At 59.5% G+C, this 23,659-nt stretch carries 22 protein-coding genes; 15 read left to right on the plus strand and 7 right to left on the minus strand.

What is annotated here, in order from left to right:
• Positions 1-208: 208 nt before the first annotated feature.
• Positions 209-673: a hypothetical protein gene (locus E3E12_RS03115; protein ID WP_141443002.1), complete on the plus strand. Its 465-nt coding sequence runs from the start codon at positions 209-211 to the stop codon at positions 671-673.
• Positions 674-776: 103 nt separating this feature from the next.
• The gene (locus E3E12_RS03120; protein WP_141443003.1) at positions 777-1,025 is read left to right on the plus strand and encodes a hypothetical protein; all 249 of its coding nucleotides are present in this window, start codon (positions 777-779) and stop codon (positions 1,023-1,025) included.
• Positions 1,026-1,184: 159 nt separating this feature from the next.
• On the opposite strand, the gene E3E12_RS03125 is transcribed toward E3E12_RS03120, so the two are convergent.
• From E3E12_RS03125 to E3E12_RS03135, 3 genes are all read right to left on the minus strand, one after another.
• Complete coding sequence (locus E3E12_RS03125; RefSeq protein WP_141443004.1) at positions 1,185-1,514, minus strand: YnfA family protein; 330 nt, start codon at positions 1,512-1,514, stop codon at positions 1,185-1,187.
• Positions 1,515-1,571: 57 nt separating this feature from the next.
• Complete coding sequence (locus E3E12_RS03130; RefSeq protein ID WP_141443005.1) at positions 1,572-2,126, minus strand: hypothetical protein; 555 nt, start codon at positions 2,124-2,126, stop codon at positions 1,572-1,574.
• Between the two features lie 188 nt (positions 2,127-2,314).
• Positions 2,315-2,476, minus strand: coding sequence for a YqaE/Pmp3 family membrane protein (locus tag E3E12_RS03135; RefSeq protein ID WP_141444030.1), 162 nt, complete (start codon positions 2,474-2,476; stop codon positions 2,315-2,317).
• Positions 2,477-2,716: 240 nt separating this feature from the next.
• Here E3E12_RS03135 and cydD point away from each other — a divergent pair, with 240 nt between their 5' ends.
• The 6 genes from cydD to E3E12_RS08860 all read left to right on the plus strand — a co-directional run bounded on the left by cydD (position 2,717) and on the right by E3E12_RS08860 (position 10,006).
• Positions 2,717-4,504, plus strand: a complete 1,788-nt coding sequence (gene cydD, locus E3E12_RS03140; RefSeq protein ID WP_141443006.1) for a thiol reductant ABC exporter subunit CydD — start codon at positions 2,717-2,719, stop codon at positions 4,502-4,504.
• On the plus strand, positions 4,501-6,189 hold the full coding sequence (cydC, locus tag E3E12_RS03145; protein WP_141443007.1) for a thiol reductant ABC exporter subunit CydC: 1,689 nt from the start codon (positions 4,501-4,503) through the stop codon (positions 6,187-6,189). The genes cydD and cydC overlap by 4 nt, the downstream gene beginning before the upstream one ends.
• Positions 6,190-6,801: 612 nt before the next feature.
• Complete coding sequence (locus E3E12_RS03150; protein WP_141443008.1) at positions 6,802-8,418, plus strand: cytochrome ubiquinol oxidase subunit I; 1,617 nt, start codon at positions 6,802-6,804, stop codon at positions 8,416-8,418.
• A gap of 3 nt (positions 8,419-8,421) precedes the next feature.
• Positions 8,422-9,579: a cytochrome d ubiquinol oxidase subunit II gene (gene cydB, locus E3E12_RS03155; protein WP_141443009.1), complete on the plus strand. Its 1,158-nt coding sequence runs from the start codon at positions 8,422-8,424 to the stop codon at positions 9,577-9,579.
• Positions 9,580-9,611: 32 nt separating this feature from the next.
• The gene (locus E3E12_RS03160; protein ID WP_240810553.1) at positions 9,612-9,857 is read left to right on the plus strand and encodes a hypothetical protein; all 246 of its coding nucleotides are present in this window, start codon (positions 9,612-9,614) and stop codon (positions 9,855-9,857) included.
• 5 nt (positions 9,858-9,862) lie between these two features.
• On the plus strand, positions 9,863-10,006 hold the full coding sequence (locus E3E12_RS08860) for a hypothetical protein (protein ID WP_168194366.1): 144 nt from the start codon (positions 9,863-9,865) through the stop codon (positions 10,004-10,006).
• Between the two features lie 102 nt (positions 10,007-10,108).
• Here the strand turns inward: E3E12_RS08860 and E3E12_RS03165 are convergent, their stop codons facing one another.
• Positions 10,109-11,470: an amino acid permease gene (locus E3E12_RS03165; RefSeq protein ID WP_168194367.1), complete on the minus strand. Its 1,362-nt coding sequence runs from the start codon at positions 11,468-11,470 to the stop codon at positions 10,109-10,111.
• 99 nt (positions 11,471-11,569) lie between these two features.
• Here E3E12_RS03165 and E3E12_RS03170 point away from each other — a divergent pair, with 99 nt between their 5' ends.
• The 5 genes from E3E12_RS03170 to E3E12_RS03190 all read left to right on the plus strand — a co-directional run bounded on the left by E3E12_RS03170 (position 11,570) and on the right by E3E12_RS03190 (position 16,859).
• Positions 11,570-12,982, plus strand: a complete 1,413-nt coding sequence (locus E3E12_RS03170; protein ID WP_240810554.1) for an ammonium transporter — start codon at positions 11,570-11,572, stop codon at positions 12,980-12,982.
• A 179-nt stretch (positions 12,983-13,161) separates the two neighbouring features.
• Entirely contained in the window at positions 13,162-14,079 is a 918-nt protein-coding gene (locus E3E12_RS03175) for a MetQ/NlpA family ABC transporter substrate-binding protein (RefSeq protein ID WP_206338662.1), read from the plus strand.
• 157 nt (positions 14,080-14,236) lie between these two features.
• A complete protein-coding gene (locus E3E12_RS03180) occupies positions 14,237-15,100 on the plus strand; it encodes a MetQ/NlpA family ABC transporter substrate-binding protein (RefSeq protein ID WP_141444034.1) in 864 nt (287 codons plus the stop codon).
• Positions 15,097-16,215 (plus strand): methionine ABC transporter ATP-binding protein, encoded by a 1,119-nt coding sequence (locus tag E3E12_RS03185; protein ID WP_141443011.1) that lies wholly within the window; start codon positions 15,097-15,099, stop codon positions 16,213-16,215. Before E3E12_RS03180 ends, E3E12_RS03185 begins: the two co-directional genes overlap by 4 nt.
• A complete protein-coding gene (locus E3E12_RS03190) occupies positions 16,203-16,859 on the plus strand; it encodes a methionine ABC transporter permease (protein WP_141443012.1) in 657 nt (218 codons plus the stop codon). Before E3E12_RS03185 ends, E3E12_RS03190 begins: the two co-directional genes overlap by 13 nt.
• A 21-nt stretch (positions 16,860-16,880) precedes the next feature.
• Here the strand turns inward: E3E12_RS03190 and E3E12_RS03195 are convergent, their stop codons facing one another.
• From E3E12_RS03195 to E3E12_RS03205, 3 genes are all read right to left on the minus strand, one after another.
• Positions 16,881-18,131 carry a DNA methyltransferase gene (locus tag E3E12_RS03195; protein ID WP_141443013.1) on the minus strand — a complete coding sequence of 417 codons (1,251 nt, stop codon included), beginning with the start codon at positions 18,129-18,131 and terminating at the stop codon, positions 16,881-16,883.
• A gap of 27 nt (positions 18,132-18,158) precedes the next feature.
• A complete protein-coding gene (locus E3E12_RS03200) occupies positions 18,159-20,909 on the minus strand; it encodes a TonB-dependent receptor (protein WP_141443014.1) in 2,751 nt (916 codons plus the stop codon).
• 127 nt (positions 20,910-21,036) lie between these two features.
• Positions 21,037-21,567: a hypothetical protein gene (locus E3E12_RS03205; RefSeq protein WP_141443015.1), complete on the minus strand. Its 531-nt coding sequence runs from the start codon at positions 21,565-21,567 to the stop codon at positions 21,037-21,039.
• 280 nt (positions 21,568-21,847) lie between these two features.
• On the opposite strand from E3E12_RS03205, the gene E3E12_RS03210 reads away from it, so the two are divergent.
• Positions 21,848-22,474, plus strand: coding sequence for a hypothetical protein (locus E3E12_RS03210; protein ID WP_141443016.1), 627 nt, complete (start codon positions 21,848-21,850; stop codon positions 22,472-22,474).
• 265 nt (positions 22,475-22,739) lie between these two features.
• Positions 22,740-23,648 carry a glycosyltransferase family 8 protein gene (locus E3E12_RS03215; RefSeq protein WP_141443017.1) on the plus strand — a complete coding sequence of 303 codons (909 nt, stop codon included), beginning with the start codon at positions 22,740-22,742 and terminating at the stop codon, positions 23,646-23,648.
• Positions 23,649-23,659: the final 11 nt, after the last annotated feature.

Genomic DNA, 23,659 nt, shown 5'->3' on the forward strand with positions numbered 1-23,659 from the left:
GCGCCACCCTTCACCAAGGCTTGCCCAGCTTGCAGCAGCATGTTGGGCAAGCCTTTTTCATGCCTGCAGTATGAGCCTAACAGTGCCACCAACTGGCGCGTGGCCCCTGCCCAACCCGATGTGAACGGGTTAAACTTGAAACGGTTCCAAAACCATTCAACTGCACCCCAGGACCTTTCATCTGGCGTGCCGCTGCAGGAGAGCGCTCATGACAACCACCACTTCACCTATGGCTGCACTCCAAGGGGTCTCGGTCACGACCTGCCTGCTTGGTGTGGTTTTCATCATGGCGTGCCTGCTTTTCACAGGCTGGGCAGGTTATGACGCCGCCCGCCGCAAAGGGCGCCATCCCCTGGGGTGGGCAATTCTGTGCGTTCTGCTTGGCCCCTTGGCCTTGATGATGCTGGAGGTGCTGCCCCCACGCGACCGCATGGCCCCTTACCAGCCCATGAGCTGGCCTGAAACCATTTGCGTGGCGTTTTATTTCATCACAGGCTTTTTAAGCATGGCGCTGACAGCGCTCATTGTGCTGCTGACTGCCGTCATTGCCTTGTCAGGCGCTGCAGACACCCAGCCAACTCACCCAGCCGCCAAAGCCGCGGTGACCACACCATCCCAGTCAGCTCCCCCTGCTGCACAACAAGAACCTCAGCCCACCAAAAACGGCGGTTAAGCGCGCCTTATTACTCCCCTACGCTGGGCGCATTGCTGGCACGCCTTTGAAATGGGAATTTATCTGGTAAAACACGCCCCAGAAACTCATTAGGAGGTCCCTCATGGCACGCGTTCTGGTTAAAGGCCCTGTCAACACATTCCCCAAGGTTGGCGAGCAGGTGACGGTTGAAGAAGTGAACGGTCAGTCCGTTCTCACCAGCGTCAACGGCAAGCCCGCCCTCATCACGGATGAGGAAATCACCTACTTCCCCAAGGCTGGCTCCGCTGCCGGCGCTGGCAAAGCCAACGTCGTGACCGTCCTTTCTGAGCAGAAAGACGGTCAGCCTGTGGCTGTGGTGTATTACACCTGATTTTGGCCTTCTGGATTTCAGCCCCTTCCCCTTGAGCTGGGGCTGACCAGGGCTGCTGCCCAAATCGAAGCGGCGTCTGGCGGTAAACCGCTTGGCGCCTTTTTGTTATGAGGCTTCAAACAAAGGGGGCTGGGCAAGCGCCCTTAACACATTATGCCTTCAAGGTTGGTGGGGCGCTAGAATGATGGTTGCAGCCCCTGCCAAGCACAGCAACGCACCACAGCAATCCCATTTGTCTGGGTGCACGCCGTCCACAAGCCACATCCAGAACAGAGCCATGAGGATGTAAATCCCACCATAGGCAGCAAAGGCACGCCCTGCTTCGTCAACAGGTACCTTGGTCAGCAGCCACGCGAACAAGCCAAGGCTCGCCATAGCTGGCAGCAATAGCCAGGCTGGCTGCCCTTCGCGCCAACAAAGCCAGAAACCATAGCAACCAACCATCTCCCCCAAAGCTGCCAGGGCATAAATCACTAAAGGGTGTGTCATAGCTGGTGTTTTCTCCAACTGGGTTTCCATGGCTGGTGGCCAACCACACTTCCCGCACTACAACTCGACAGAGGGGGTCGCTTCAAAGGGGTGGTCAGGGGAAGTCCCCACACTGTTTTTGGGAGGGGTCAGGTGATTCTGGGCTTCAAGCAAAGCTGCCTCCGCCCCTAGGACGTGCGCCACAATGCGCAGCAACCGCTGGCGATAAAGGCAGAAACTGCTACCTGCCGCCATCAGCGCCAGGGCCACAGCCATGATGACTTCAGCATCATCAGCATGAAACGCTGATGAATAAGTGCCGTTCCTGTTGTGCGCAGCCATCAACGTGACATCAGCCAGCAGCGCACTGCCCAAAGCCACAACCACCACGCTGACGGCCGCAATTTGGTAGCAAACGGCTTTCTGGAAAGCTTCCGTGGCGGCATGGCGCAGCCAGTAAACCAGGAACACGCGGCGTGCCTTGCCTGTGTAATGGACGCGTTCGGCGGCCTCGCTGGCCAATTTTTCCAGATAACGCACCCGGTGGTAGGCCCAGCCATAAAGCGGCCCACCATCCTGCTGCACCAGAACAGCCCCTGTTAGGGCACTGGGGTAGAGCTCTTCTGTGGGCATGGCGGTTCCTTTAACACTGTCGGGAAATACTGTCTGGGGGCACCACTCTGGGGGTTTCATCCTGGCAGAAAGCGCAAGCCAGCAAAACATAAGGCTCTGTCATATTGACAGAGCCTTAGTTGTTTTCCCTTGGAAAAGCCGCTCAACGCGCAAGTGGCCTTAAACCACCCACCAAGCGCTGCCCAGCCTTAGAGGGCATCATAGTTGCGCAGTGCGAACAGCGCCCAGATGGTTGCAGGCAGCCAGCCGATCACGGTGCACTGCAAAATCAGGCAAATGATGCCAGCAATGGGACGGCCAATGGTGAAGAACGTCAACCACGGGATAAACACGGCAATAAGAATGCGCAGCATCTTTCACTCCCTGAATGGGCCCAGTGATTTGGGCTTGTAGGGGCAGCATAAGCAGAACCCACCCCACCACCACAAGCTTTATAAAAGTTGGAATGGCCTTGCCTTGTTGGTAAGGCTACGGACACTGTATTAAAAAACAGCCACTTTGGCTGTCTCACAAATGCCCCAGCAGGGGGCGTTCCCATGGCCATATCCCGCTGGCCATAACTCAAACGTGCCCTTGCAGAGGGAGAATCCATGAACGCTTCGGCGCCACCTGCCAACCCTGACCAGACAGCGTCCGCAGCCCAGCCTTCCCCCACGGAGAACACGTCACGCCGCCTGCGCCGTGCCCTAAGTGCCTTGAGCAAGCGTGCGCGCACCCAGCTTGCCATGGCAGTGGTCCTGGGCAGCGTGGGGGCGGTTATTCTAGTGGTGCAGATGGCGTGGCTTGCGCGCCTCATTAATGATCTGGCGTTCAGCCACCACGGCTTTGCCCTTGAGACACGCTTGGCTTTTCTTCTGATGGTAGCTGCCTGCGCACGTGCACTGGTTCAATGCGCTGCAGACGCCATGGCGGACAAAGCCGCCCTCAAAATCACGGGCAGCCTGCGCCTGGAACTGCTGGGGCACTTGTTCCGCGCTGGCCCCGTGGCTTTGGCGCGTGAGGACAGTGGGGCTCTGGCCACTGCCCTTTCTGAAGGGGTGGAGGCGCTAGGGCCCTATTTCGCACGCTACATTCCCCGTGCTGCAGCCATGACGGTGCTACCGTTGCTTATTTTGGCTGTTGTATTCCATGTGGACACCACCAGCTTCATCGTCCTGGCGGTCACAGGGCCCTTGGTGCCTTTGTTCATGGCGCTGGTTGGCTACGGCGCCCAAGCTGTGATGCGCCGCAAATGGCGTGAACTCCTGCTATTGGGTTCGGCTTTCCTGGACATGCTTCAAGGTTTGACCACCTTGCGGTTGTTTGGGGAAGCCGCCCAAGGGGTACGGCTGATGGGGCAGCTTTCGGAAGCCCACCGCCAAAGCACCATGGGGGTGATGCGCATCGCCTTTCTGACAACAGCTGTCTTGGAGTTCTTCTCCTCATTAGCCATCGCCATGGTGGCGGTTTTTTGCGGCACGCGCCTGCTCAATGCGCACATGACCTTTGAACCGGCCTTTTTTGTGCTGTTGCTGGCGCCAGAGTTCTTCGCCCCCCTTAGGGCGTTTTCGGCCAGTTACCATGCGCGCCAAAACGCTGAAAGCGCCTTTGAACCCCTCATGCGCATCATGGCCATGCCAGAACTGCGCGTGACCAGCAGCGCTGATGACAGCGCCACCGCTCCCAACGGCCAGCCCTTGGCGGGCCCAGGCAGCCTGAAGAACGTTTTTGTGCGCCACGTCAGCGTTGCCTACGGCGCCCCCGGCACCCAGCCTGACGTCCTGGCAGATGCATCCGCCCTTTTTCCAGCAGGCCAGCTGAGCGTCATCACAGGGCCTTCTGGCTCTGGCAAGACCACCCTCGTACGGCTTCTTTTGGGTATGATGGTCCCTCGTGAGGGCACTGTCGGCGCAACGTCTGTAACAGGGGCCATCCTCAGCCCAGCGCAGCTATCCATCGGCTGGGTGCCCCAACAGCCTTTCCTGCTGGCTGCCAGCGTGGCTGAGAACCTGCGCTTGGCCAACCCAGACGCCACAACACCCCAGTTGGAGGAAGCAGTGCGCCTGGCTGGTGCCACATCCTTCATCAACGCTTTGCCAGGGGGACTGGATTATGTGCTTGGTGAACGCGGCGCGCCGCTTTCCGCTGGGCAAATCAGGCGCCTTGCCCTGGCGCGCGCGCTACTGCGCAACCCAGCTGTGCTGCTTTTTGACGAACCAACAGCCGACCTTGACCGGGCCTCAGCCCAACAGGTGGTGAAGGCCATGCAGCAAGCCATTCCAGGGCGCGTGACTATTGCCATTTCACACCGTTCTGACGTGATGGCCATTGCAGGCCCTATCGTGCACCTGGAAAACGGCACCGTTTCTGAAGTCGCCACAGCGGGAGAAATGTCATGAACGCACCCACCGCCAAAGCGTCTTTCTCCAGCAAGCCTTTCCTCTACAGAATCCGCTGGATCCTGGTGGGGGGGCTGGTGCTGGCTTCTGTCTCCTCATTGTTCACTTTTGGACTGCTGTTCCTCTCAGGTTGGTTCCTGGCGGCTGCGGCCGTGGCCGGCTGGGGGGGCGCAGCCGCCCATGCCGCCTTTAACATCTTCCCCCCCGCCTGCGGTGTGCGCTTTTTCGCGCTTGGACGCATCGTCACACGCTACCTGGAACGCCTCGTCACCCATGACGCGGCGCTTCGGAACACAGGCGATCTGCGCACCTGGAGCTTTGCACGCCTGGTGCCACGCTCCGTTCCGCTCATGCTGCGTGCCCGCTCTGGCGATGTGCTCTCCCGCTTCGTCAAAGACACTGAAACCATTGGCCAGTACCCTCTTGATGTTTTGCTGCCGTGCTCCACGGCTGTTCTGTGTTCGTTAGTCATGGTGGGGGTGGCTGCGCTGTTCTGCGGCCATGCCGCCGGGTGGATGGCTGTGGGCCTGACATTGGGCGGGTTGATGCTGCCAGTGGCGGCGGGGCGTGCCTGCAGCCGCCTGATCGCTGAGGAGGTGCGGCACACTGAAAAACTACGCGCTGACCTCCTTGAAGACCTCCAAGGCATGGCAGACATCATTTTCTGTGGTGCAGCAGAGCGCAAACTAGCTGAAGCGGCCCAAACGCAACGCAGCCTCAACAAAGTCAGCGCCCAGCAAGGTAAGCGTGCGCTGATGCTGCGCCACCTTCTCACCCCGATCGTCATGGGCACTGTTCTGCTGGTACTGGCTGCTGCGTCAAAGGCTCACTTAGCCGGGCTTCTCAGCGGGCCTGAAATTCCCATGCTAGGCCTTGGTGCGCTGACGGGCTTTGAGGTGGTGCAGCCCCTGGTTGACGCCCGCGTGGCACAGGCCCGCTACAACCAGGCCGCCCAACGCGCCGCGGCCCTCTACAACCTGCCTGTGCCAGTGGATGAAGTGGCCAAAGCCCCCTTGCCGAAACGCTATGACCTTGCCATGGCGGACGTCACCATGCGTTTCAATGGCCATGACGTGCTGCAAGGCGCCACCCTTCATTTGGCAGAGGGGGAGCGCATGGCCATCACAGGGCCTTCAGGGGCTGGCAAAACGACGCTCATCAGGTTGGCCGTGCGCTTCCTGGACCCTGATTCAGGCAGCATCAGCTTTGGCGGCACCCCCCTTAGCGACCTGACGACAGAGGAACTCTCTGGAAGTGTTGGGGTAATGCTTCAGCACCCCCACCTTTTCCAGGGAACATTGCGCCGCAACCTCCACCTAGCAGCGCCAGGCGCCACTGAGGAGGCCATGTGGGGCGCCCTTGAAACCGTTGGGCTGGCTGCTGAGGTGCGCGCCATGGCAGAAGGCCTCGACACCCCTTGCGGCGACCACGGCCAAAGCCTTTCAGGCGGTCAGATTAGACGTTTTGCCGCTGCCCAGGTTCTGCTGCGCAAACCCAAGGTGATGATCCTTGACGAGCCAACCGAAAGCCTGCCCCCCCAGGCTGGGGAGGAGCTGATTGGCGCCATGCTGTCAGCCCTGCCTGAAGCCAGCGTTCTGTGCATCACCCACCGGGCTGAGCCACTGCGTTTCATGAACCGCGTTCTGCGCTTGAAAAATGGTGCTTTGGTCCCCCAGAAAACGTAAGAATCCCGCCTTATTTGATTGGCTAAACTAGCTTGATGAACAAAAAGTCATCTAAAGGGCGCTTGCATTCGCCAGCCCAACTGGGGAAATAAGGCTCGGGTTTTATGGAACGGGACCACACACGTTGCTGTTGTGAATAGCTCTGTGCTGGTTTAGCTGCTCCCCAGGCCCGCACACAGGGCGCACAGCTCCAGTGACTGTGGCCTAGATGCCATGTTGCGCCTGTAAAACAATGCCTTTCAAGCAAATTTGAAGCTCCACGCATGAATGTGGCGTAACGATGATGTAATGTTCAGGGTGCAATACGGCCCTGGCGTTCCAATCGCACAGCACCAGCAGCAAGCTGGCCTGTGTTGGGCGCTGTGCCGCGTTTGCCGTCTCAACAGGATGTCAGCGTTTGCTTTGTCGTGTGGTGAAACACCCCTGCCCGTCCCTGCTTTGGCAGGCACGGCCTGGAGGATCCCCATCACCTCAGTAGCAAATGTCTGGCCCCAGGACGGTGGCGCGCACTTTCGGGGTCGGCCTGCCGGCACCCGGCCCCCTGCAAGGCCGTATCTGACACTGCTGGCGCGGCAGCCGCGCCCTTCCTGAACCGACAGGAGTTTTCATTTCGTGGATCTCATCAACCCGCAAGTTGTGGATCTGTCGCGCTTCCAGTTCGCGCTGACGGCACTCTACCACTTCATGTTTGTCCCACTGACGTTGGGGCTAACATTCTTCCTGGCTGCGATCGAGACGGTCTACGTCATCACCGGTCGCAGAATCTACAAGGAAATCACCCAGTTCTGGGGTACCATCTTCGGCATTAACTTTGCCCTTGGTGTGGCCACAGGCATCACCATGGAGTTCGAGTTCGGCACCAACTGGTCGCTGTACTCCCACTTCTTCGGCGACATGTTCGGTACGCCCCTCGCCATTGAGGGGCTTTTGGCCTTCTTCATGGAAGCGACCTTCGTTGGCCTCATGTTCTTTGGCTGGGACCGCCTTTCAAAGGGCGCCCACCTTGCCGTGACGTGGCTGGTCGCCCTGGGCTCCAACCTTTCTGCCCTATGGATCCTCATCGCCAACGGCGCCATGCAGGACCCCCAGGGTGGCGCTTTTGACGTCGCCACCATGCGCCTGCAGCTGCAGGACGCCGTGGCGCTGATCTTCAGCGAGGACGCCCAGGCCAAGTTCGTCCACACCTCTGTGGCAGGCTACGTGGCCGCTTCCATGCTGGTCATTGGCATCAGCGCTTTCTACATCCTGCGCCGCCGCCACCTGGAGCTTGCCCTGCGCTCTTTCCGCATGGCCACGCTTTTTGGCATCTTGAGCATCGTGTGCGTCATCACCCTGGGTGACGCCCTGGGCGAAATCGACTTCCACCGCCAGCCTGTGAAGGTTGACGCCATGGAAGGCATCTGGACGACCACCCACCCGCCGCAGGAACCATGGCTGCTTTTTGCTTGGCCTGACGATGCCGAACAGCGCAACTACCTTGAAATCGGCATTCCCTATGTGCTGACCCCCCTGGTGACGCACAGCTTCAACACGCCCATCACCGGCATGAAGGAGTATGAGGAAGCCGCAGCTCCGCGCATCCGCAACGGCATCAACGCTGTCGCCGCCCTGCAGCGCTACACCCAGACCCAGTCCCCTGAGGACCTGCGCCTGTTCAAGGACCATGCCAACGACCTTGGCTATGGCTTCCTGGCCATCAAGAACGCTCCTGAGCAGAACCTGCAGGCCATCAACGACACCAACATCGATGCTGTGGTCAAAGCCACCCAGCCAGACATCCTGCCTAATGTATGGGTGACTTTCTGGGCGTTCCGCATCATGGTTGGCCTGGGCTTCTACTTCCTGCTCTTCTTCGCGTTCGCGGCCCTGTTCAGCCTCAAGCGTGACTTGATGAAGCACCCGCTGTTCCTGAAGCTCTGCGTCTACTCCATCCCAACCCCGATCATCGCCATCCTGTTTGGCTGGATCGTGGCTGAGGCTGGGCGCCAGCCCTGGTCCGTGTGGGAGAACCTCCCCACCTTCCTGGCGGCCTCCAACCACTCCGTGGCCTACATGGCCTTCTCTCTGACGGGTTTTGCGCTGATGTACACAGCGTTCTTCATCGTCGAGCTGTACCTGATGTTCCGCGTTGCGCGCACAGGCCCCGTTGCTGAGAACCTGGCAGGCCATGGCAACAATGCCAGCCCGCTGGACGTCTTCGGGCTGAGCGCCAAACAGGGAGTCCGCTAAGCAATGACCACCTACGTTATCCTCAAGCTGATCTGGTGGGTGCTGCTTGGCGTCCTCATGGCCTCGATCGGCCTGATGGTCGGCATGGACATGGGCGTTGGCATTCTGCTCAACTTCATTGGCCGCACAGGCGATGAACGCGGCACGATCCTGCGCGCCATCGACCCCCACTGGGAAGGCAACCAAACCTGGTTCATCCTGGGTGGCGGCGCTGTGTTCGCAGCCTTCCCCACCCTTTACGGCACGTCATTCTCCGTATTCTACGTTGTGATGATCCTGCTGCTGTTCTCCATGATCCTGCGTCCGCTTGGCTTTGGCTACCGCGACCAGGTCAACAGCGCCCGCTGGCGCACTATCTGGGATTGGACGCTGTTCATCTCTGGCTTCCTGCCCATGTTCGTCTTCGGCGCCGCCTTCGGCAACGTCATGGAAGGCGTGGGTTACCACTTCACCTGGACTGGGCAGTACGTGCAGGACGAATGCTTCCTGTCCTACCTGCTCAACCCCTTCGCCATCCTGTGTGGGCTGATCTCCGTTGCGTTGGCCATCCAGGGGGGTGCTGCCATCCTCATGGTGGACACCGTTGACCCCATCTACGCCCGCGCCCGCAAATTTGGCGTGCCAGCTGGCCTGATCGCCGCCGTCCTGTTTGTGCTGGGTGGTTTCTGGGTTGGTCACATCAAGGGCTTCGTGGCCACCAAGGTCACCCCCGACATGCCAGCCAACCCCTTGCTGCACGGCCAGGAAGCGGTGATGCGCATGGGTGCCCTCCTTGAGCACTTCCATGCCAACCCCATCCTGTGGGCCATTCCCGCTGTGGGCATTCTGGGCATGGTGCTGACGTCACTGTTCATGATGGCTAACAAGCCTGGCCTGGGCTGGTGGTGCGGCGTTTTGACCTGGTTTGGCGTGATCGGCACTGTGGGCACAGCGATGTTCCCCTTCCTGATGCCTTCCTTCACCAACCCCAACCAGAGCCTGACGCTGTGGAACGCCACTGGTTCCGAATATGGCCTCATTGGCATGCTGATCGCAGCCGCCATCACTTTGCCAGTGGTCTTCGCCTACACGGGCTGGTCCTTCTGGGTTATGCGCGGCAAGGTGCAGCCAGTCACGGGTGAAGACGGTTCCGGCAACGGCAGCCTCTCTGGCGGTTACTGAACCTTCTGGACGCGAGACAAAGGAGCAAAAACGTGGCCACAAACCACCATCCCATCGCCCAGTTCATCAAGCTGTGCCTACTGGCCCTCATGGTTGTCACGGCCCTGCTGGTTTCCATGATCACGGGCACGCTAGGTAAATGGTACCTCATCTGGCTTCTGGGCACGCCGCTGTGCTGCCTGGTGGCTGGCGCTGGCGCCATCCTGTTCGACACCCAGGTGGAGGCCGGCCGCCGCGGTATGCTGGCCTCTGACCCAGCCTTCACACGGGAGGACTGAAAATCATGTTCTACGATCTTGAAAGCGTGATTTTCTGGGTGCCTGTGCTTTTCCTGTGCTGCTACTTGGTGGCAGCCATCATCATGGCGCGCGTTGTGCCTGTCGCAGCGCCAGCGCCTGAGGAACTTCCTGAGGAACTGCGCGGCTGACGCACCCTTTTTAAAACTGGCCTGCCTGGTTCCCAGGCAAGCTGGTTTTGGCCTAAAAACCCCCACCCTTTGCGGGCGGGGGTTTTTTCATGGGCGCTACCTTCACTTTTTTTGCTGGGGCGCAAACCACCATGCGCAAAACCCCACCACCAACACGACCCCCAGGGAAAGGGCTGTGTCCTGGCGGCTTTGGGGCAACAGCCCTAGCATTAGCGCCAATATGGGAAACAGCATAACGCACAACCCAGACGCCACACGGCTGAACAGGTTGCGTGCAAGCCGCCAAGCCGCCAGCGCCACCATGAAATAAACAAACACGATGATTCCCCCTGAAGCACCCAACAAAAGGGGGTAAACATGGGCAGGGCTTTCCACTCCCGTGGCCACAACAGCCATTTCCAGAAGGGTGGTCAGGTTCAGCGCGCCTGTTGGTAGATCACCAGGGCGCCTTGCCCGGCACAGCCGTTCAGGCGCCAGGGAACTGGCTGCCAATTCACGCAATGTGCGCGACACCACATAAACTGATGAGTTGAGGCAGGACATCACAGCCACCAACGTCACCACGACAGCCGCCATGGATGCCCCTGGCAGATTGATCATGTTCATAACAGTCAGGAAAGGAGACGTCCCAGGGCGCACTGCCTGCCAGGGCAGTAACGTGACAATCACCGCGACAGATCCAGCATAGAAAAACAACACCCGCCAAGGCAGCGCTTCCACCGTGCGGGCAATGCTGCGCATGGGTTTTTCACTGTCACCTGCAGCGATGATGGCGATTTCGCACCCACTGAAACTTTGCACAATCATGGGGATGACGGCCACAACAGCCCAACCGCCCAACGGCATGATGCCCCCATGGCCAGCAAGATTGTGCCAGGCCAGCTGCAGGGGATGGGGGCGGCTGAACAACCACCCCAGCCCCAAAACCATGAAGAAGCCTAAAAAGCCTAATTTAAGCAGTGAAAGGAACGTCTCTGAACGGCCATAATGGCGCAGGGAAAGGCGGTTGAGCCCCCAAGCCACAGCAATGAAGGCCACGGCCCCCCACAAGGGCGCCAGCCCACAGAGAACCTCCAGCAGCAAGCCGCCCGCCACCGCCTGCGCGCCAGCCGTAATAGCCCACAGCAAAGCGTAGCTCCACCCTACGGTGAAGGCTGCCCGCGGCCCCAGCCAATGGCGCGTGTGGCTGATGAAGGAACCGCGCCCACGCGCATGGATAGCCAGGTCGCCTAACAGGCGCATCACCAGCGCAATCGCCAGCCCAGCGCCCCCATAGGAAAGCAGCACCGCAGGCCCAGCTGAGGAAATCGTGGCTGACGTGCCCACAAACAGCCCAGCGCCAATGATCCCCCCCAGTGAAATCATGGCAACATGGAAAGAAGCCAGCTTGTCCTGAACGCTTTGGCCCTCCGGCGCTTGATCAGAACCAGACAAAGGGGGAGCGGGGGGGCAGGGGTTATTCATGGGCATTCCATCTGTGGTCTGACAAGGGGCTGCGCTGCTTGCCCATCCTTCACACCAGGGACTTTCCCTGGGCTGGGCCATCATGCACACTGGCCTTCCGTGAGCGATCCTTACCAACAGACGCTGAACGGATACAGCATGCCCCCAGCACTACCCGCCACCTGGCGCCCTTTGGACACAGGCGACACCGCCTGGATGCTGGTCAGCAGCGCCCTTATCATTCTCATGACCATCCCTGGCATCGGGCTGCTTTACAGCGGCTTGGTACAACGCAAAAACGTGCTCTCAACCTTGGTGCAACCTTTCGCCATCTGCTGCCTGGTGTCACTTATGTGGATGCTGGTTGGCTATAGCCTGGCCTTTTCAGGCACGGGGCCATGGGTTGGCACGTTGCACAATTTCGGCCTTCAGCACATTGCTGATGGCTTCGCCCATGGCGAGGACAGTGCCTTCACGCTGGGCATCGGCACGCCTTGGCCAGTGCCCCTGCGCATTCCTGAAGGCGTCTACGCCATGTTCCAAATGAGCTTCGCCATCATCGCGCCCGCCATATTGGGTGGGGCGCTGGCTGGGCGCATCCGTTTCAAAGCGCTGTGCCTGTTTGGCGCCCTGTGGTCCGTTGTGGTCTATGCGCCCGTAGCGCATTGGGCCTGGTGGCCATCTGGCTGGCTGGCACGGCTTGGCACATTGGATTTCGCTGGCGGCAGCGTGGTGCACATCAACGCAGGTGTGGCTGGCCTTGTCGCAGCCATGGTCATCGGCCCAAGGCAAAGCTGGAAACCCATGCTGCCCTCCAAGCCCAACCAAGCCAACTTGGATGACCAACCCCTGATTTCCGCCCAAGCGCCTGTTTGGGACCTTTCCTACGCAGTCATGGGGGCAGCGTTGCTGTGGGTGGGGTGGTTTGGCTTCAATGGCGGCTCCGCCCTGGGTTCCAACGGCCATGCAGCCATGGCCATGCTCACCACCCAAATCAGTGCTGCCATGGGGGCGTTCACCTGGTTGCTGCTTGAAAGGCGGCGCAGCAGCCATCATTCCATCACGGGCATTATTTCAGGCGCCCTGTCGGGCCTAGTGGGCATCACGCCGGCGGCTGGCTTCGTTCTGCCTTGGGCAGCGCTTGTGATTGGCGCGGTTTCCGCTGCGGTCTGCCACTGGTGCGTAATGGAACTCAAGCACCGCCTGAACTATGACGACACCCTTGACGCCTTTGGCATCCATGGCATGGGTGGTTTGGTGGGGGGACTGCTGACAGGCATCTTCGCTTCCCCCGTCATGACAGCCACAGCAGATGGCCCAGGCATCACAGGCAGCCTGCTGCAGGTTGGGCGCCAAGCTGTGGGCTGTGGCGCTGTTGTGGTATGGTCAGCCGTGATGACGTGGCTTGTCCTCAAAGCCGTGTCCTGCGTGACACCGCTCCGCGTCAGTGAGGCTGAGGAGCAAGCTGGGCTTGACGCCACCCAGCATGGTGAACGGCTGCACGACAGTTTCATCACCTCTGACCAAAACTAGGACTATAAAACTGCTGCCACACAGCCCGGGTACCAGGGGCCATGGTGCAAACACGCTACACAGTGCAGCCTTCCTGTGGGGGCGCCGTTGCGCTGATGCAATGTCGCCCCTAGAGTGAAGGGAAGGCCAGCCTAGAAGCTAGCCGTCCCTTTTGCATTCCATAAATCACAGGTAACCCCATGCTTCGCCTATCGCGTCATCGCCTCTTGAGCGCCTTTTCCGCAGCCACCCTTGGCCTGACGGCATGCGCCATGATGATGCGTCCTGCCTGTGCCGCCCCAGGGGGCGCCCAAAGCATGGGAAAATCCTTGGGGCCTGCCACTGTAGCGCCCGCCAGCCCCACACCCATTCCGACCCTGGCCCAGCCAACCACCATCAAGGTTGGCGTCATGGCGGGGGAGGACGAGGACGTCTGGCGCGTTGTCCAAGCCAACGCCAAGCCTCACAACCTCAACATTGAGCTTGTGACGTTCTCCGATTACACCACCCCCAATCAGGCTTTGGAGGAGCACGACATCAACGCCAACGCCTTCCAGAACCAGCCTTACCTGGATGCCCAAATCAAGGCGCGCGGCTACCACATCGTGCGTGTTGGGGATACCCAGCTGGAGCCGATCGGCATTTATTCAATCAAGGTCAAGGCCCTCAAGGATCTGCCCAAGAATGCCCACATCGCTGTGCCCAACGACCCTTCCAACGAGGGTCGCTCGCTGTTGATGCTTGAGCATGAAGGGGTTTTGAAAGTCTCCAAAAGCGCTGGGCTGTTCCCAACGGCGCTCGACATCACCGACAACCCCAAGAATGTCACCGTTCAGGAACTGGATGCCAGCCTGACCAGCCGCTCCTTGAAGGACGTTGACGCTGCCGTCATCAACGGCAACTGGGCCATCAAAGGTGGTGTTGACGTTCAGCACCAGCGCATCGCCCTCGAAAACGCCCAGGGAAGCCCTTATGTGAACTTCATCGCCGTCAACGCTGATGACGCTGGTAAGCCATGGGTGAAGACCCTTGTGGCTGCTTTCCACCAGCCGGATGTGGCGGCCGAAATCACCAAGGTTTACCACGGCGCAGCCCAGCCAGCCTTCACCCATGGCTGAGCATCCCCACCAGGCAGCAGCCACACTTCGGTTGGAACTGCCTGGCACACCCACTTTGTCACCAACAATCACAAAAAGGGTAACCCTCATGCGCCGCTTTCAGCGACCTGGTTCATGGTATTGCGCCGCCACGGCTTTCTGGGTGGGTTGCGCCCTCATGGCAGGTCATGCACAAGCAGCTGACAATCCAGCGCAGCCAGCCCGGGCTGAGCAGACGTCTGGCCAAGCCACCAGCCCTGTGGCAGCCACGCCCATTCCCACCCTGGCCCAGCCCACCACCATTAAGGTTGGCATCATGGCGGGGGAGGATGAGGACGTCTGGCGCGTGGTCCAGGCCAACGCTAAGCCTCACAACTTGACCATCAAACTTGTGACGTTCTCTGACTACACCGTGCCTAACCAGGCTTTGGCGGAGCACGACATCAACGCCAACGCCTTCCAGCACCAACCTTACCTGGATGCCCAAATCAAAGCGCGCGGCTACCACATTGTGCGCGTTGGGGACACGCATTTCGAGCCCATGGGGATCTACTCCACACGCCATGCATCACTGCAGGGACTGCCTGAGGGCGCTACGGTGGCCGTCCCCAACGATCCCTCCAATGAAGGCCGCGCCCTACTGGTGCTTGAGCATGAAGGCCTCATCAAAGTCTCCAAAGGCGCTGGGCTGTTCCCAACGGCGCTTGACATCACCGACAACCCCAAAAACCTATCCGTGCGGGAACTTGATGCTGGCTTGACGGGGCGTGCTGTTAAGGATGTTGATGCTGCCGTCATCAACACCAACTGGGCCATCAAAGGCGGTGTTGATGTTCAGCACCAGCGCATTGCCGTGGAAGGCCTGGACCACAACCCTTATGTGGACTTTATCGCTGTCAACGCTGATGACGCTGGCAAGCCATGGGTGAAAACCCTTGTGGCTTCTTTCCACCAACCAGATGTAGCAGCTGAAATCACCAAGGATTACCATGGCGCGGCTGTGCCTGCCTTCAAAGCTGGGGGGGACAAGGGGCAGCCATGAGCGCATCCACCACCGCCAAGGCTGCCCGAACCCAGGCCGCCAGCGCTTTGGAACGTTTTGAGGCTGGCGAACTCCCCCCACCTGGGGCCCCTTTGCTTGACGTGCGCCATGTTTCGCATTGGTTCGGCGACCAGCCAGCGCTTGACAACATCACCTTCAGTATTGCGCGTGGGGAAGTCGTTGGGCTGATTGGGCGTTCAGGTGCTGGCAAGTCCACCCTATTGCGTTGCCTCTGCGCGCTGGAGAAACCCGCTGCGGGAGAAATCACCCTTAATAGCGTGGACATCACGGCGCTGCCTGAATCCAAGCTTGTTGGGGTGCGCCGGCGCATTGGGCTGGTGTTCCAGCATTTCAACCTGTTGAGCGCGCGCACTGCCGCTGCCAACATCGCTTTGCCTTTGCAGATTGCTGGCTGGTCACGCACACGCATCAAGGACCGTGTTGGCCAACTGCTGGAACTTGTGGGTATGGATGGCCTGGGCGGTAAGTACCCAGCCCAGCTTTCTGGCGGCCAAAAGCAGCGCATTGGCATTGCGCGCGCCCTGGCTGCTGGGCCAGACCTGCTTCTCTCTGATGAGGCCACCTCCGCCCTCGACCCGGAGGCGACAGCCTCCATCCTGCAGCTTCTGGGCAACATCAACCGCGAGCTTGGCCTCACCATTGTGCTCATCACCCATGAGATGGATGTGGTGAAACGCTTTGCTGAACGCATCCTGGTGCTCGATAAGGGGCGGCTGGTGGTGGATGGAACGCTGGCGCAGTTCATCCGCAAGGGAAGCGACAACCCAGCCCTCACTCCTTTATTGGCGGAGATCCAACCCCAATTGCCTGAAGCGCTGCGCAGGCGCCTTGCTGAAGGCCCAGGCCCCGGGCGGCTGCCTGTCCTGCGCCTGTTCCAAGCTGGCCCCGCCGCCACCCAACCTGTAATGGCCATGCTGGAGCAACGCTTCAACGTGGCGGCAAGCCTGCTGCAAGGTGGTGTCAGCGCCATTGGCGATGAACCTGCCTGCGACATGATCATTTCCCTCTCTGGCGAACGCGCCGCTGAGGCCACTGTCTGGCTTGAAGGCCAGACCCAATGCTGCGATGTGGTGGGTTGGCTATGTCCCCTCTGATTATCAAACTCATCTGGTCAGGCACGCTCCAGACCTTGGAAATGGTTTTCGCCTCCACAGCACTGGCGGTACTGCTGGGCGGACCGATGGCGCTTTTTTTGGTTGGAACGCTTGGCCCTGCAAAGCTTTGGCATGTTCCAGCCGTCATCCCCCGTGCGCTTGGCCTTGTGATTGATGCCGTGCGCGCTGTGCCGTTCATCATCCTGCTGGTGCTGCTCATCCCCATCACACGTTTCATCGCGGGGACGTCACTGGGCACAGCTGCGGCCATCGTGCCTTTGACCATCGCTGCCGTGCCTTACTATGCGCGCATCGCTGAGTTGGCCCTGGCTGAAGTCGATCCAGGCTTGGTGGACGCAGTGCGGGCGATTGGTGGCACCCGCATGACCATTATCAGGCAGGTTCTGATCCCTGAGGCCATGCCGGGCCTCATCAGTGGGTTGACGGTCACCCTCATCACCATGGTGGGGGCCAGTGCCATGGCTGGCGCCATTGGGGCTGGCGGGCTGGGGGACTTGGCCATCCGTTACGGCTATCAGCGCTTCAACACCGTGGTCATGCTGTGGGTGGTGGCTGTGTTGGTGGTGATGGTATGCCTCATCCAGTGGGGCGGCAACTGGGCCGTCAAGAAACTGCGCCACTGACAACGGCTTCAGGACGCCTTTTCACAAACGTTCGAAAAGCACAATGCGGTTGCCATTTGTGCCACCTTGGTTGTTGTCCACACCCCAGCAATGGGCCGTCTTGGTGAAGCCCTGTTCATGAACAAGGCAACCAAGGCGCCTGTAAGGCAGGTTCTGAGCGGTTTCCCAAACCAACTGCGCTAAATCCACAGTTCCCTTGCGCACCTTGCCCACCTCAAAGGCCAGGAAACCCCCTGGCCTGAGCAAACGCGCCATCTCCACCAAGACGTCATGAGCCATGGCCTGCCACTTCATGGGGTTTGGCCAGACTGAAACCTGCACTGCTTTACTGTTGAAGCCTGCAAACCAGCAACGCAGCCAGTTGGCCTGACCGTAATGGACCACATCCAGGAAGGGGGGAGAGGTCACAACCAGGTCAACACTGCCTGTGGCCATGGCTGGCACAGACCACGCAGGTCTGGTGAACAGCGGCACAACGCCATCCCCCACCAAAGGTGGTGGCCCATCACGCAAAAGGGAGCGGCTTTTTTTGGTGATGATGGCTGCCACAGGACGTTCAGGTGGACCCGCCCCCCTGCGTTCGTTTAAGGCACGCTGGCGCGCTGCTGACACAGCCTGATTGGGCGGCATGGAGGGGGCAGAGAAATAGCCGCTGGAATGGCCAGAAAGCCGCGCCAGCGCCACCATCCTGATCCACCTAGCTGTGTTGTCCACCCCATGGCGTGGCTGACCTTCCACAGGATCATTCAACCAGCGGCGCAGGATTTTGAGCTGCCGCAATGTGCCTGGGTGGTAGAAAGCCAGAAGGTCCTTTTCAGCGACATGCCCTTGAAGGCGCCCACGCCCAAGCGGCCCTTCCCAGGGAATGCTAGTCAGCGCTTCCTGGATTTGCCCTAAAGCGGGGGGCGCCAAACGTGGCTGCAGCAATGCAATGGAAAGGGGATTGATGTCATTGCCAGCTGCTTGGCGCTTCTGCAGCAACGCTTCCAACGGCACCGTGCCACGTCCCATGAACGGGTCAAAAACAACTTCCCCTGGCTTGGTCAGATGCTTGATGAGAAAAGCAGGAAGTTCTGGCTTGAAACACGCCCGATAGGGCACTTCATGCAAGGCGTGTCCCTGGCGCTGGGTAGCGGTCCAAAAGCTGTTAATCCAGCAAGGCATAGTGCCTTCCAGGCGCACCACAGTGGGGCTGGCGCAGCCCAGACCAGACTGCACCACTTTGGCGAAATCATGGGCGCGTTGTGAAGCGCCCTTGGGAAGGCTGGTCACGTCAAAGGCGCCGCCCTACTGGCCAGGTCAGAATTGCGCACGGACTGAACCAAAGAACTGCCGTGGCGCACCCAATAGAATGGACTGGTTCATGGCTGCCGCCCCGCCACGATTATCCATGGTGAAGCCATTCTGCCCCATGGTGGAGGCATAGCGAGCATTGTTGAGGTTGTAGACATTGAAGGAGAAAATCAGCTTCCGTGCCCCAAAAGGCACCGATGGGCTGATGAACACGTCATCCATGGTGTAGGAAATACCAAGGTCACTTATCCAGTAAGCGGGGATTTTATAGTCACCCACATAATCATAGCTGCGCCGACTATAATATTGGCCATCCACCCAGGCGGAAAAACCACCGTTGCTCCAGGACAAGCGCGCTTTGTACATGAACTCTGGATAAGCCACCACCTGCTTGCCGCGGGTGTGGTAAACCACGCCGCCAGAGGACATGTCCCGGTCATAGGTGGCATGGTTGCCGCTGACGGAATTGAAGAGAGCCAGCGTTGCCAAGGGTGAATCAGGGGCCCACAAGGCAAAGGGCTTGAGGGTCAGGGCCGCGTCAACGCCATTCATGGTGACGCCCCCCATGTTCCTCACCACAGCGCCTGCCTGGTTCAGCATGTTGCCACCGCCCGTTCCTGTGGTGATTTGCTGCAGGCGGTTGCGGAAATTGGTGCGGTACAGATAAAGGTCCAGCTGGGCAGCAGGGTGGCTGTAGCGGTAGCCCAGGCTGTAGGTCCAGTCCGTTTCAGGTTTCAAACTGCCACGCACATTGTTGAAGGCCTGTTGGGTGACCGCCAGGGGGGAAGCGCATGAATTGAAGCCGCACAAGCTGTAGGCATGGGCGTTTTCAGAAGCGTCAAACCAGACTTCATGGTTTCGCAGAAAATGATAGTCACCTGAAAAATGCGGCAGGAAAGCGTAGGCCGACGTCAAACTGACATGGTTGGCCAAAGTGGCAGGAAAGCGCCTTGTGCCATTGGTGGCATCCCCTATGCGGCTGTTCACCCACATTGACTTAAAACCACCGTGCAGTGCCAACCCCCTCACCCATTGCGGGCGCCAGGTATCAGATACATGGGCGGTGACGGTGTTGGTGGTGTAGTTCTCCCCCCACAAGGTTTCACGTGGTGTGCCGTGAAGGGTGCCAAATGGGTTGAGGGGCCGCCCTTCAGGGCTGTTGGGTTGCTGGTAAGCGTAAGCGTAGGAATCATAGACGCTGTACTCGTACCACACTCCTCCTTCAAGGTGATGGTGGCCCAGATAGCCATCAACAGAGGTGAGGCCGCCAAAACGTTCTGTGGAGGGGTGGCGCACCTGCTCGAAAATACGCCCGTTGTTCAGGCCACCTGAACCATCTTGCTGGATGAGGGTGCTTGTGCCTGGCGCACATGTGGCTGCGCCGGCAGCGGTGCCGGCGCCACAGGCATAAGGGTTTGAATAAGTGCCACGCCCGTTTTGGCTGTGACCGTAGAAACTGCTTTTCCAGAACGTGCGGTCTGCCACCTTGATGTCAAACTGCCCACCCCCGAACAGGTTCTGGTTGCTGGCAGTACTGTCGTAATAGGCGGCATCCTTGGCGTCAGGTAGGCCGGCCATGTTGGCAGGGAAATGCCCCATGGCGCTTTCATAAGCTTTGCGCCAGCCATGGCCGGTGTGAAAATAGTTGTCCAGCCTGCGCCCAAAACGCCCCATCCAGGTGGGAGTGTAATCCTGGTAGTTGGTGAAAGCCATTTCATCCCAGTCGAAAAAGGCCGTGAACCTGCTTTCTGACGTCAAGGGCTGAACAAGACGCGCATTGACCTGCTGCATGAACTGGCCACCACCGCCTTTCCATTTGTCAGTGTCGTTGCGCATGTAGGAGACATAGAACTTGGTGCCGCTTTCATTCAGTTTTCCTGAATCAAAACGCGTGAAGGTGTGGAAAAGCGCATTGCTGCCGAACACCTGCTCCAGCCGGTCGCCCCTGCGGTTTTGGGGGGCAGAGCCAACATAATTGATGGTGCCTCCCAGATTGCTTGTGCTGGCGGCCTTCTCATCGCCAGCGCCCCGAGTGACATCAAGGCGGTCCACGTTTTCAGCTGAGATGGCCTCACTGGGAGCAAGGCCATTGTAAGTGCGGAACCCAGGCTCACCCAAAGGCAGGCCATCCAGTGTCATGCCGATTTCGCTTTGGGTGAAACCATGCATGTAAAGCTGGTTGGAATAGACATCCAGCCCCAGCGGATCGTCTGACTGGAACTCCACCCCTGGCAACAGGCCCAGGGCCTTCAAGGGGTTGGTGCCAGGCACCTGGGCTTCAAGCAACCGGTGACCCACAACCACGGCATCACCGCTGACGCGCCTGGATGCACCGATTTTCAAGCTTTCAGTGCCGCCATACACCCCATGGGAATGCTTGTGTGGATGGGTGGCAGCATGCGTGCGGCCACCACCTTCACCAGCCTGCCCTGGTTGGCGGGCGCCCTTGCGGTGCGCGGGGCGTTTGCCCGCCAAACGTTTGCCCAGGCTGGCCGCAGCCGGCCATTCCTTGCCACTATGGTTTCCACCAGCCTTCACCTGGGGCGCGCCCAGCGAGAAAGTCAGTGTTGTGGCTGTGCCAGCACAGATCTTGATGGCGCCACGCACCCGGTCGCGCAGGTGCAGCGTGAATTCATCACGCAAGCGGTTGGCGCAGCCATGAAGCAGGCTCCGGCCTGGGGAAGTCTGCACTGTGCCCCCTTGCTGAGGAAGTGCCCCACCCCACTTGACGTTACTGAACGCTTTCTGCCTTGCCATACTTCATCCTTCCGCAAGCGCTCCGAAGCGCCCTTGAACTGGGAAGCATGCATCTTAACGCCTTAACCTAAGGACAGGCTATGACCCAACACGCACAAGGTCTGGAGCCTACAAAAAGCCATCACCCTCAAAGGATGGTAGATTCGCCCAAAGCCGCGCGGGCGGCAGAGGCAAAGTCACTTTTGGCCAGCCAGGCGGCCTCCCCAGGCAGCATGGTCATCATGGCCAGGCACAGCGCAGCGCCAAAACAAACGCTGTCGCTACGCACCATGTTCACCATTTGGCGCTGTACCAGCAGGGCGGCGCGCGCCATGAGGTAGATTTCGTCAGCATGTTCGCGAATGTCAGGATGGCTGGCCTCGCAGGCATAGGCGTCACCCAGCATTTTCAACGCCCTGAATGTGGCTGCTTCCTGGGATTCGAACCCCGTGCGGCTGGCTTCCAGGTAATCGTAGATGAGAACGCGCATCCGGGCAGGGAAAGAAAGCAGCTTGGGGAAATTGATGTGGCTTGAATGGCAAAGCGCCTTGCGGTTGACCAGCATGTCCGCGAAGGGAGCTGCGAAGTTGCTCATCACTTCATCAACGCTGGGCAGGATGGCCGGCTTCGCTGAAGCGGGCTTGGTTGGCGCCGTTGCTGTGGGATTGGTTTCAGTCATGGCTGGTCCTTGAAGCAATTGAAGTGAGGCATGGCCGTCAGGTTCCCCACGCCTGCCTGGAGGCTTGGGCAAGCCCACACCATCCCCCCCTCCGGCTGACGCCGCAAGGCGGTTTGGCGGCAAGGGAGTGATGCGGTGAACTCATGCAGGCCCTGATCTTTATGGCCCGCACCATCTTTCAGCATGAACATGGCAGCACCATGTTCATCCCAGCCAGGCGAGCGCCCAGGTTTTGCCACGCTCCGGTTCATTTTCATTCCGTCCCATGCCAGGAGAGACCATGCACACCAACCATGCCACCACAGAACCTGTTTTCCGGGCCAACTGCCCCGTGTGCGACTGCAAGGGCGATTGGCACGCCACCACCAAGGAAGGGCGCTGTGAATGTGGCTGCAGCTGTGCCTGCCATGAACGTGAAGCTGCAACCATGCCGAGTACAGGTTGCGCCTGCAGCAGCATTCGCCGCCATGGCCACAGCCACGACCAGGCTCCTGATAGCCAGGATGTCCAGGATAACCAAGCTGACCAGCCAGTCACGGCCGAGGAGAGTCACGATCACGACCAACCTGCTGATGCCGCCCTCATCCTCACCCCCCATGACATGATCCACCAATTGGAAGGATTGTTGAAAAAGCGCCGTGAGATTGGTTTTGAGAAGGATGGCGACAATGACCCCCTTTTCACTGAAGAAGACCGCATGAACGCGCTGCGCTTCATGGTGGCCGGCTTTGGGCTGGCGCAGGCTGCAGCAGGCGCAAGCCCAGCAGCGGTGGCCCAGTTCGCCAAGACCGTTCTGGCTGACATGGACAATTCCCCCAAAGTCTCAGGCGTTGGCTCCTCTGCCAAAGCTGCCCAGGGGCGCCATTCAGGCTGCGAATGCGGCCCTCATGGCCACCACGACCACTGAAAAGGCGCTTAAGACCAACAGTGAAGCACCATGCCCAGCCATGGCTTGGGTGCGGGGCTGGGCTGTGAAAAGCACCAGCCTTTTCCCAGGCCATGGCCCCATTTTTGCCCCAGCCTTGCTTTAGTCAACGCCCCTATGAACGTGGTGCCGCGTGGCCCCATGGGAAAACCGCGCGTTGCAGCCACGCCGCCAAGGCTTTGTGACTACCGCGATCTTGCAGTGAAGAAGGGCCCAACCGTTGGCTATACAGGATTGTCCCATTGTCATGGGGTTTGACAGGCGCTACGCGCGCCCTGCCTACATTGTCATGCAGTCTGTGATGGACACGGTGGCGCCGCAGCGCTTCGTGTCCTTCAAGGTCCTCCATGAAGGCTTGCCTGAGGAAGTCATGCGGGTGGGGCGCCTGCTGTTCAACCAAGGGCGTTCTACCATAGAGTTCATCGATGTGCGTGAACGCATGGCCACCATGGAGATGTTCACCACCCGCCACCTGTCGCGGGCCATGTTCTACCGTTTGATGATCCCAGAGCTGTTCAGCGACCACGATGGCGTGTTGTATCTGGATTCAGATATGGTCGCCATGCGCGATGTGTTTGACATGGTCGAGGAAGTGCCTGCTGACAAAAAACTGGCTGCGGTGCGTGACGGCATCTCCAAAATCGACCGGCTGCATGGCGCCCACATGCGTGAGCTCATGGATGCTGGCCCTGACGACCTGCTTGCCCTCAGCCTTGAAGACTACAAGCGCCAGGTTATTGGGTTGGACGACCCTGACCGTTACTTCAATTCAGGCACGTTGTTCCTGCGCCCCAGCAAAATCACCCCTGAGGAGATTGAAGCCTGCTTCAAGCTGGTTGACGCACCGCGCTACTGCCCTGACCAGGACATCCTCAACGCCGTTTTCAAAGACAGCACCCATTTGCTGGGGGAACGCTGGAACTTTGTCACTGGTTCACGTTGGGAAGGCTATTTCCGCGAGCTTCCCGAAGATTGGCGCAAGGAACGCGAAGAGGAACGCAAACAGGTGGGCATCTACCATTGGCCTGGCCCTGTGAAGCCATGGCGCATCCCCGGCACCAGCAATGCCGAGGCCTACCATCACTTCGCCAAGAGCCTTGATGCACACCTTCAACGCATTGCGGAGCCTTACTTCAACGAGCTTCTGCCCGTCTGAACGCTGGTTGG

Source organism: Formicincola oecophyllae (genome assembly GCF_006542395.2).
In the GTDB taxonomy this organism is placed as follows: domain Bacteria; phylum Pseudomonadota; class Alphaproteobacteria; order Acetobacterales; family Acetobacteraceae; genus Formicincola; species Formicincola oecophyllae.

Coding starts and splice junctions, on each gene's coding strand:
- E3E12_RS03115 (WP_141443002.1), top strand. CDS start 209: ATGACAACCACCACTTCACCTATGGCTGCACTCCAAGGGGTCTCGGTC.
- E3E12_RS03120 (WP_141443003.1), top strand. CDS start 777: ATGGCACGCGTTCTGGTTAAAGGCCCTGTCAACACATTCCCCAAGGTT.
- E3E12_RS03125 (WP_141443004.1), bottom strand. CDS start 1,514: ATGACACACCCTTTAGTGATTTATGCCCTGGCAGCTTTGGGGGAGATG.
- E3E12_RS03130 (WP_141443005.1), bottom strand. CDS start 2,126: ATGCCCACAGAAGAGCTCTACCCCAGTGCCCTAACAGGGGCTGTTCTG.
- cydD (WP_141443006.1), top strand. CDS start 2,717: ATGAACGCTTCGGCGCCACCTGCCAACCCTGACCAGACAGCGTCCGCA.
- cydC (WP_141443007.1), top strand. CDS start 4,501: ATGAACGCACCCACCGCCAAAGCGTCTTTCTCCAGCAAGCCTTTCCTC.
- cydB (WP_141443009.1), top strand. CDS start 8,422: ATGACCACCTACGTTATCCTCAAGCTGATCTGGTGGGTGCTGCTTGGC.
- E3E12_RS08860 (WP_168194366.1), top strand. CDS start 9,863: ATGTTCTACGATCTTGAAAGCGTGATTTTCTGGGTGCCTGTGCTTTTC.
- E3E12_RS03165 (WP_168194367.1), bottom strand. CDS start 11,470: ATGAATAACCCCTGCCCCCCCGCTCCCCCTTTGTCTGGTTCTGATCAA.
- E3E12_RS03175 (WP_206338662.1), top strand. CDS start 13,162: ATGCTTCGCCTATCGCGTCATCGCCTCTTGAGCGCCTTTTCCGCAGCC.
- E3E12_RS03180 (WP_141444034.1), top strand. CDS start 14,237: ATGGCAGGTCATGCACAAGCAGCTGACAATCCAGCGCAGCCAGCCCGG.
- E3E12_RS03185 (WP_141443011.1), top strand. CDS start 15,097: ATGAGCGCATCCACCACCGCCAAGGCTGCCCGAACCCAGGCCGCCAGC.
- E3E12_RS03190 (WP_141443012.1), top strand. CDS start 16,203: ATGTCCCCTCTGATTATCAAACTCATCTGGTCAGGCACGCTCCAGACC.
- E3E12_RS03200 (WP_141443014.1), bottom strand. CDS start 20,909: ATGGCAAGGCAGAAAGCGTTCAGTAACGTCAAGTGGGGTGGGGCACTT.
- E3E12_RS03205 (WP_141443015.1), bottom strand. CDS start 21,567: ATGACTGAAACCAATCCCACAGCAACGGCGCCAACCAAGCCCGCTTCA.
- E3E12_RS03210 (WP_141443016.1), top strand. CDS start 21,848: ATGCACACCAACCATGCCACCACAGAACCTGTTTTCCGGGCCAACTGC.
- E3E12_RS03215 (WP_141443017.1), top strand. CDS start 22,740: ATGGGGTTTGACAGGCGCTACGCGCGCCCTGCCTACATTGTCATGCAG.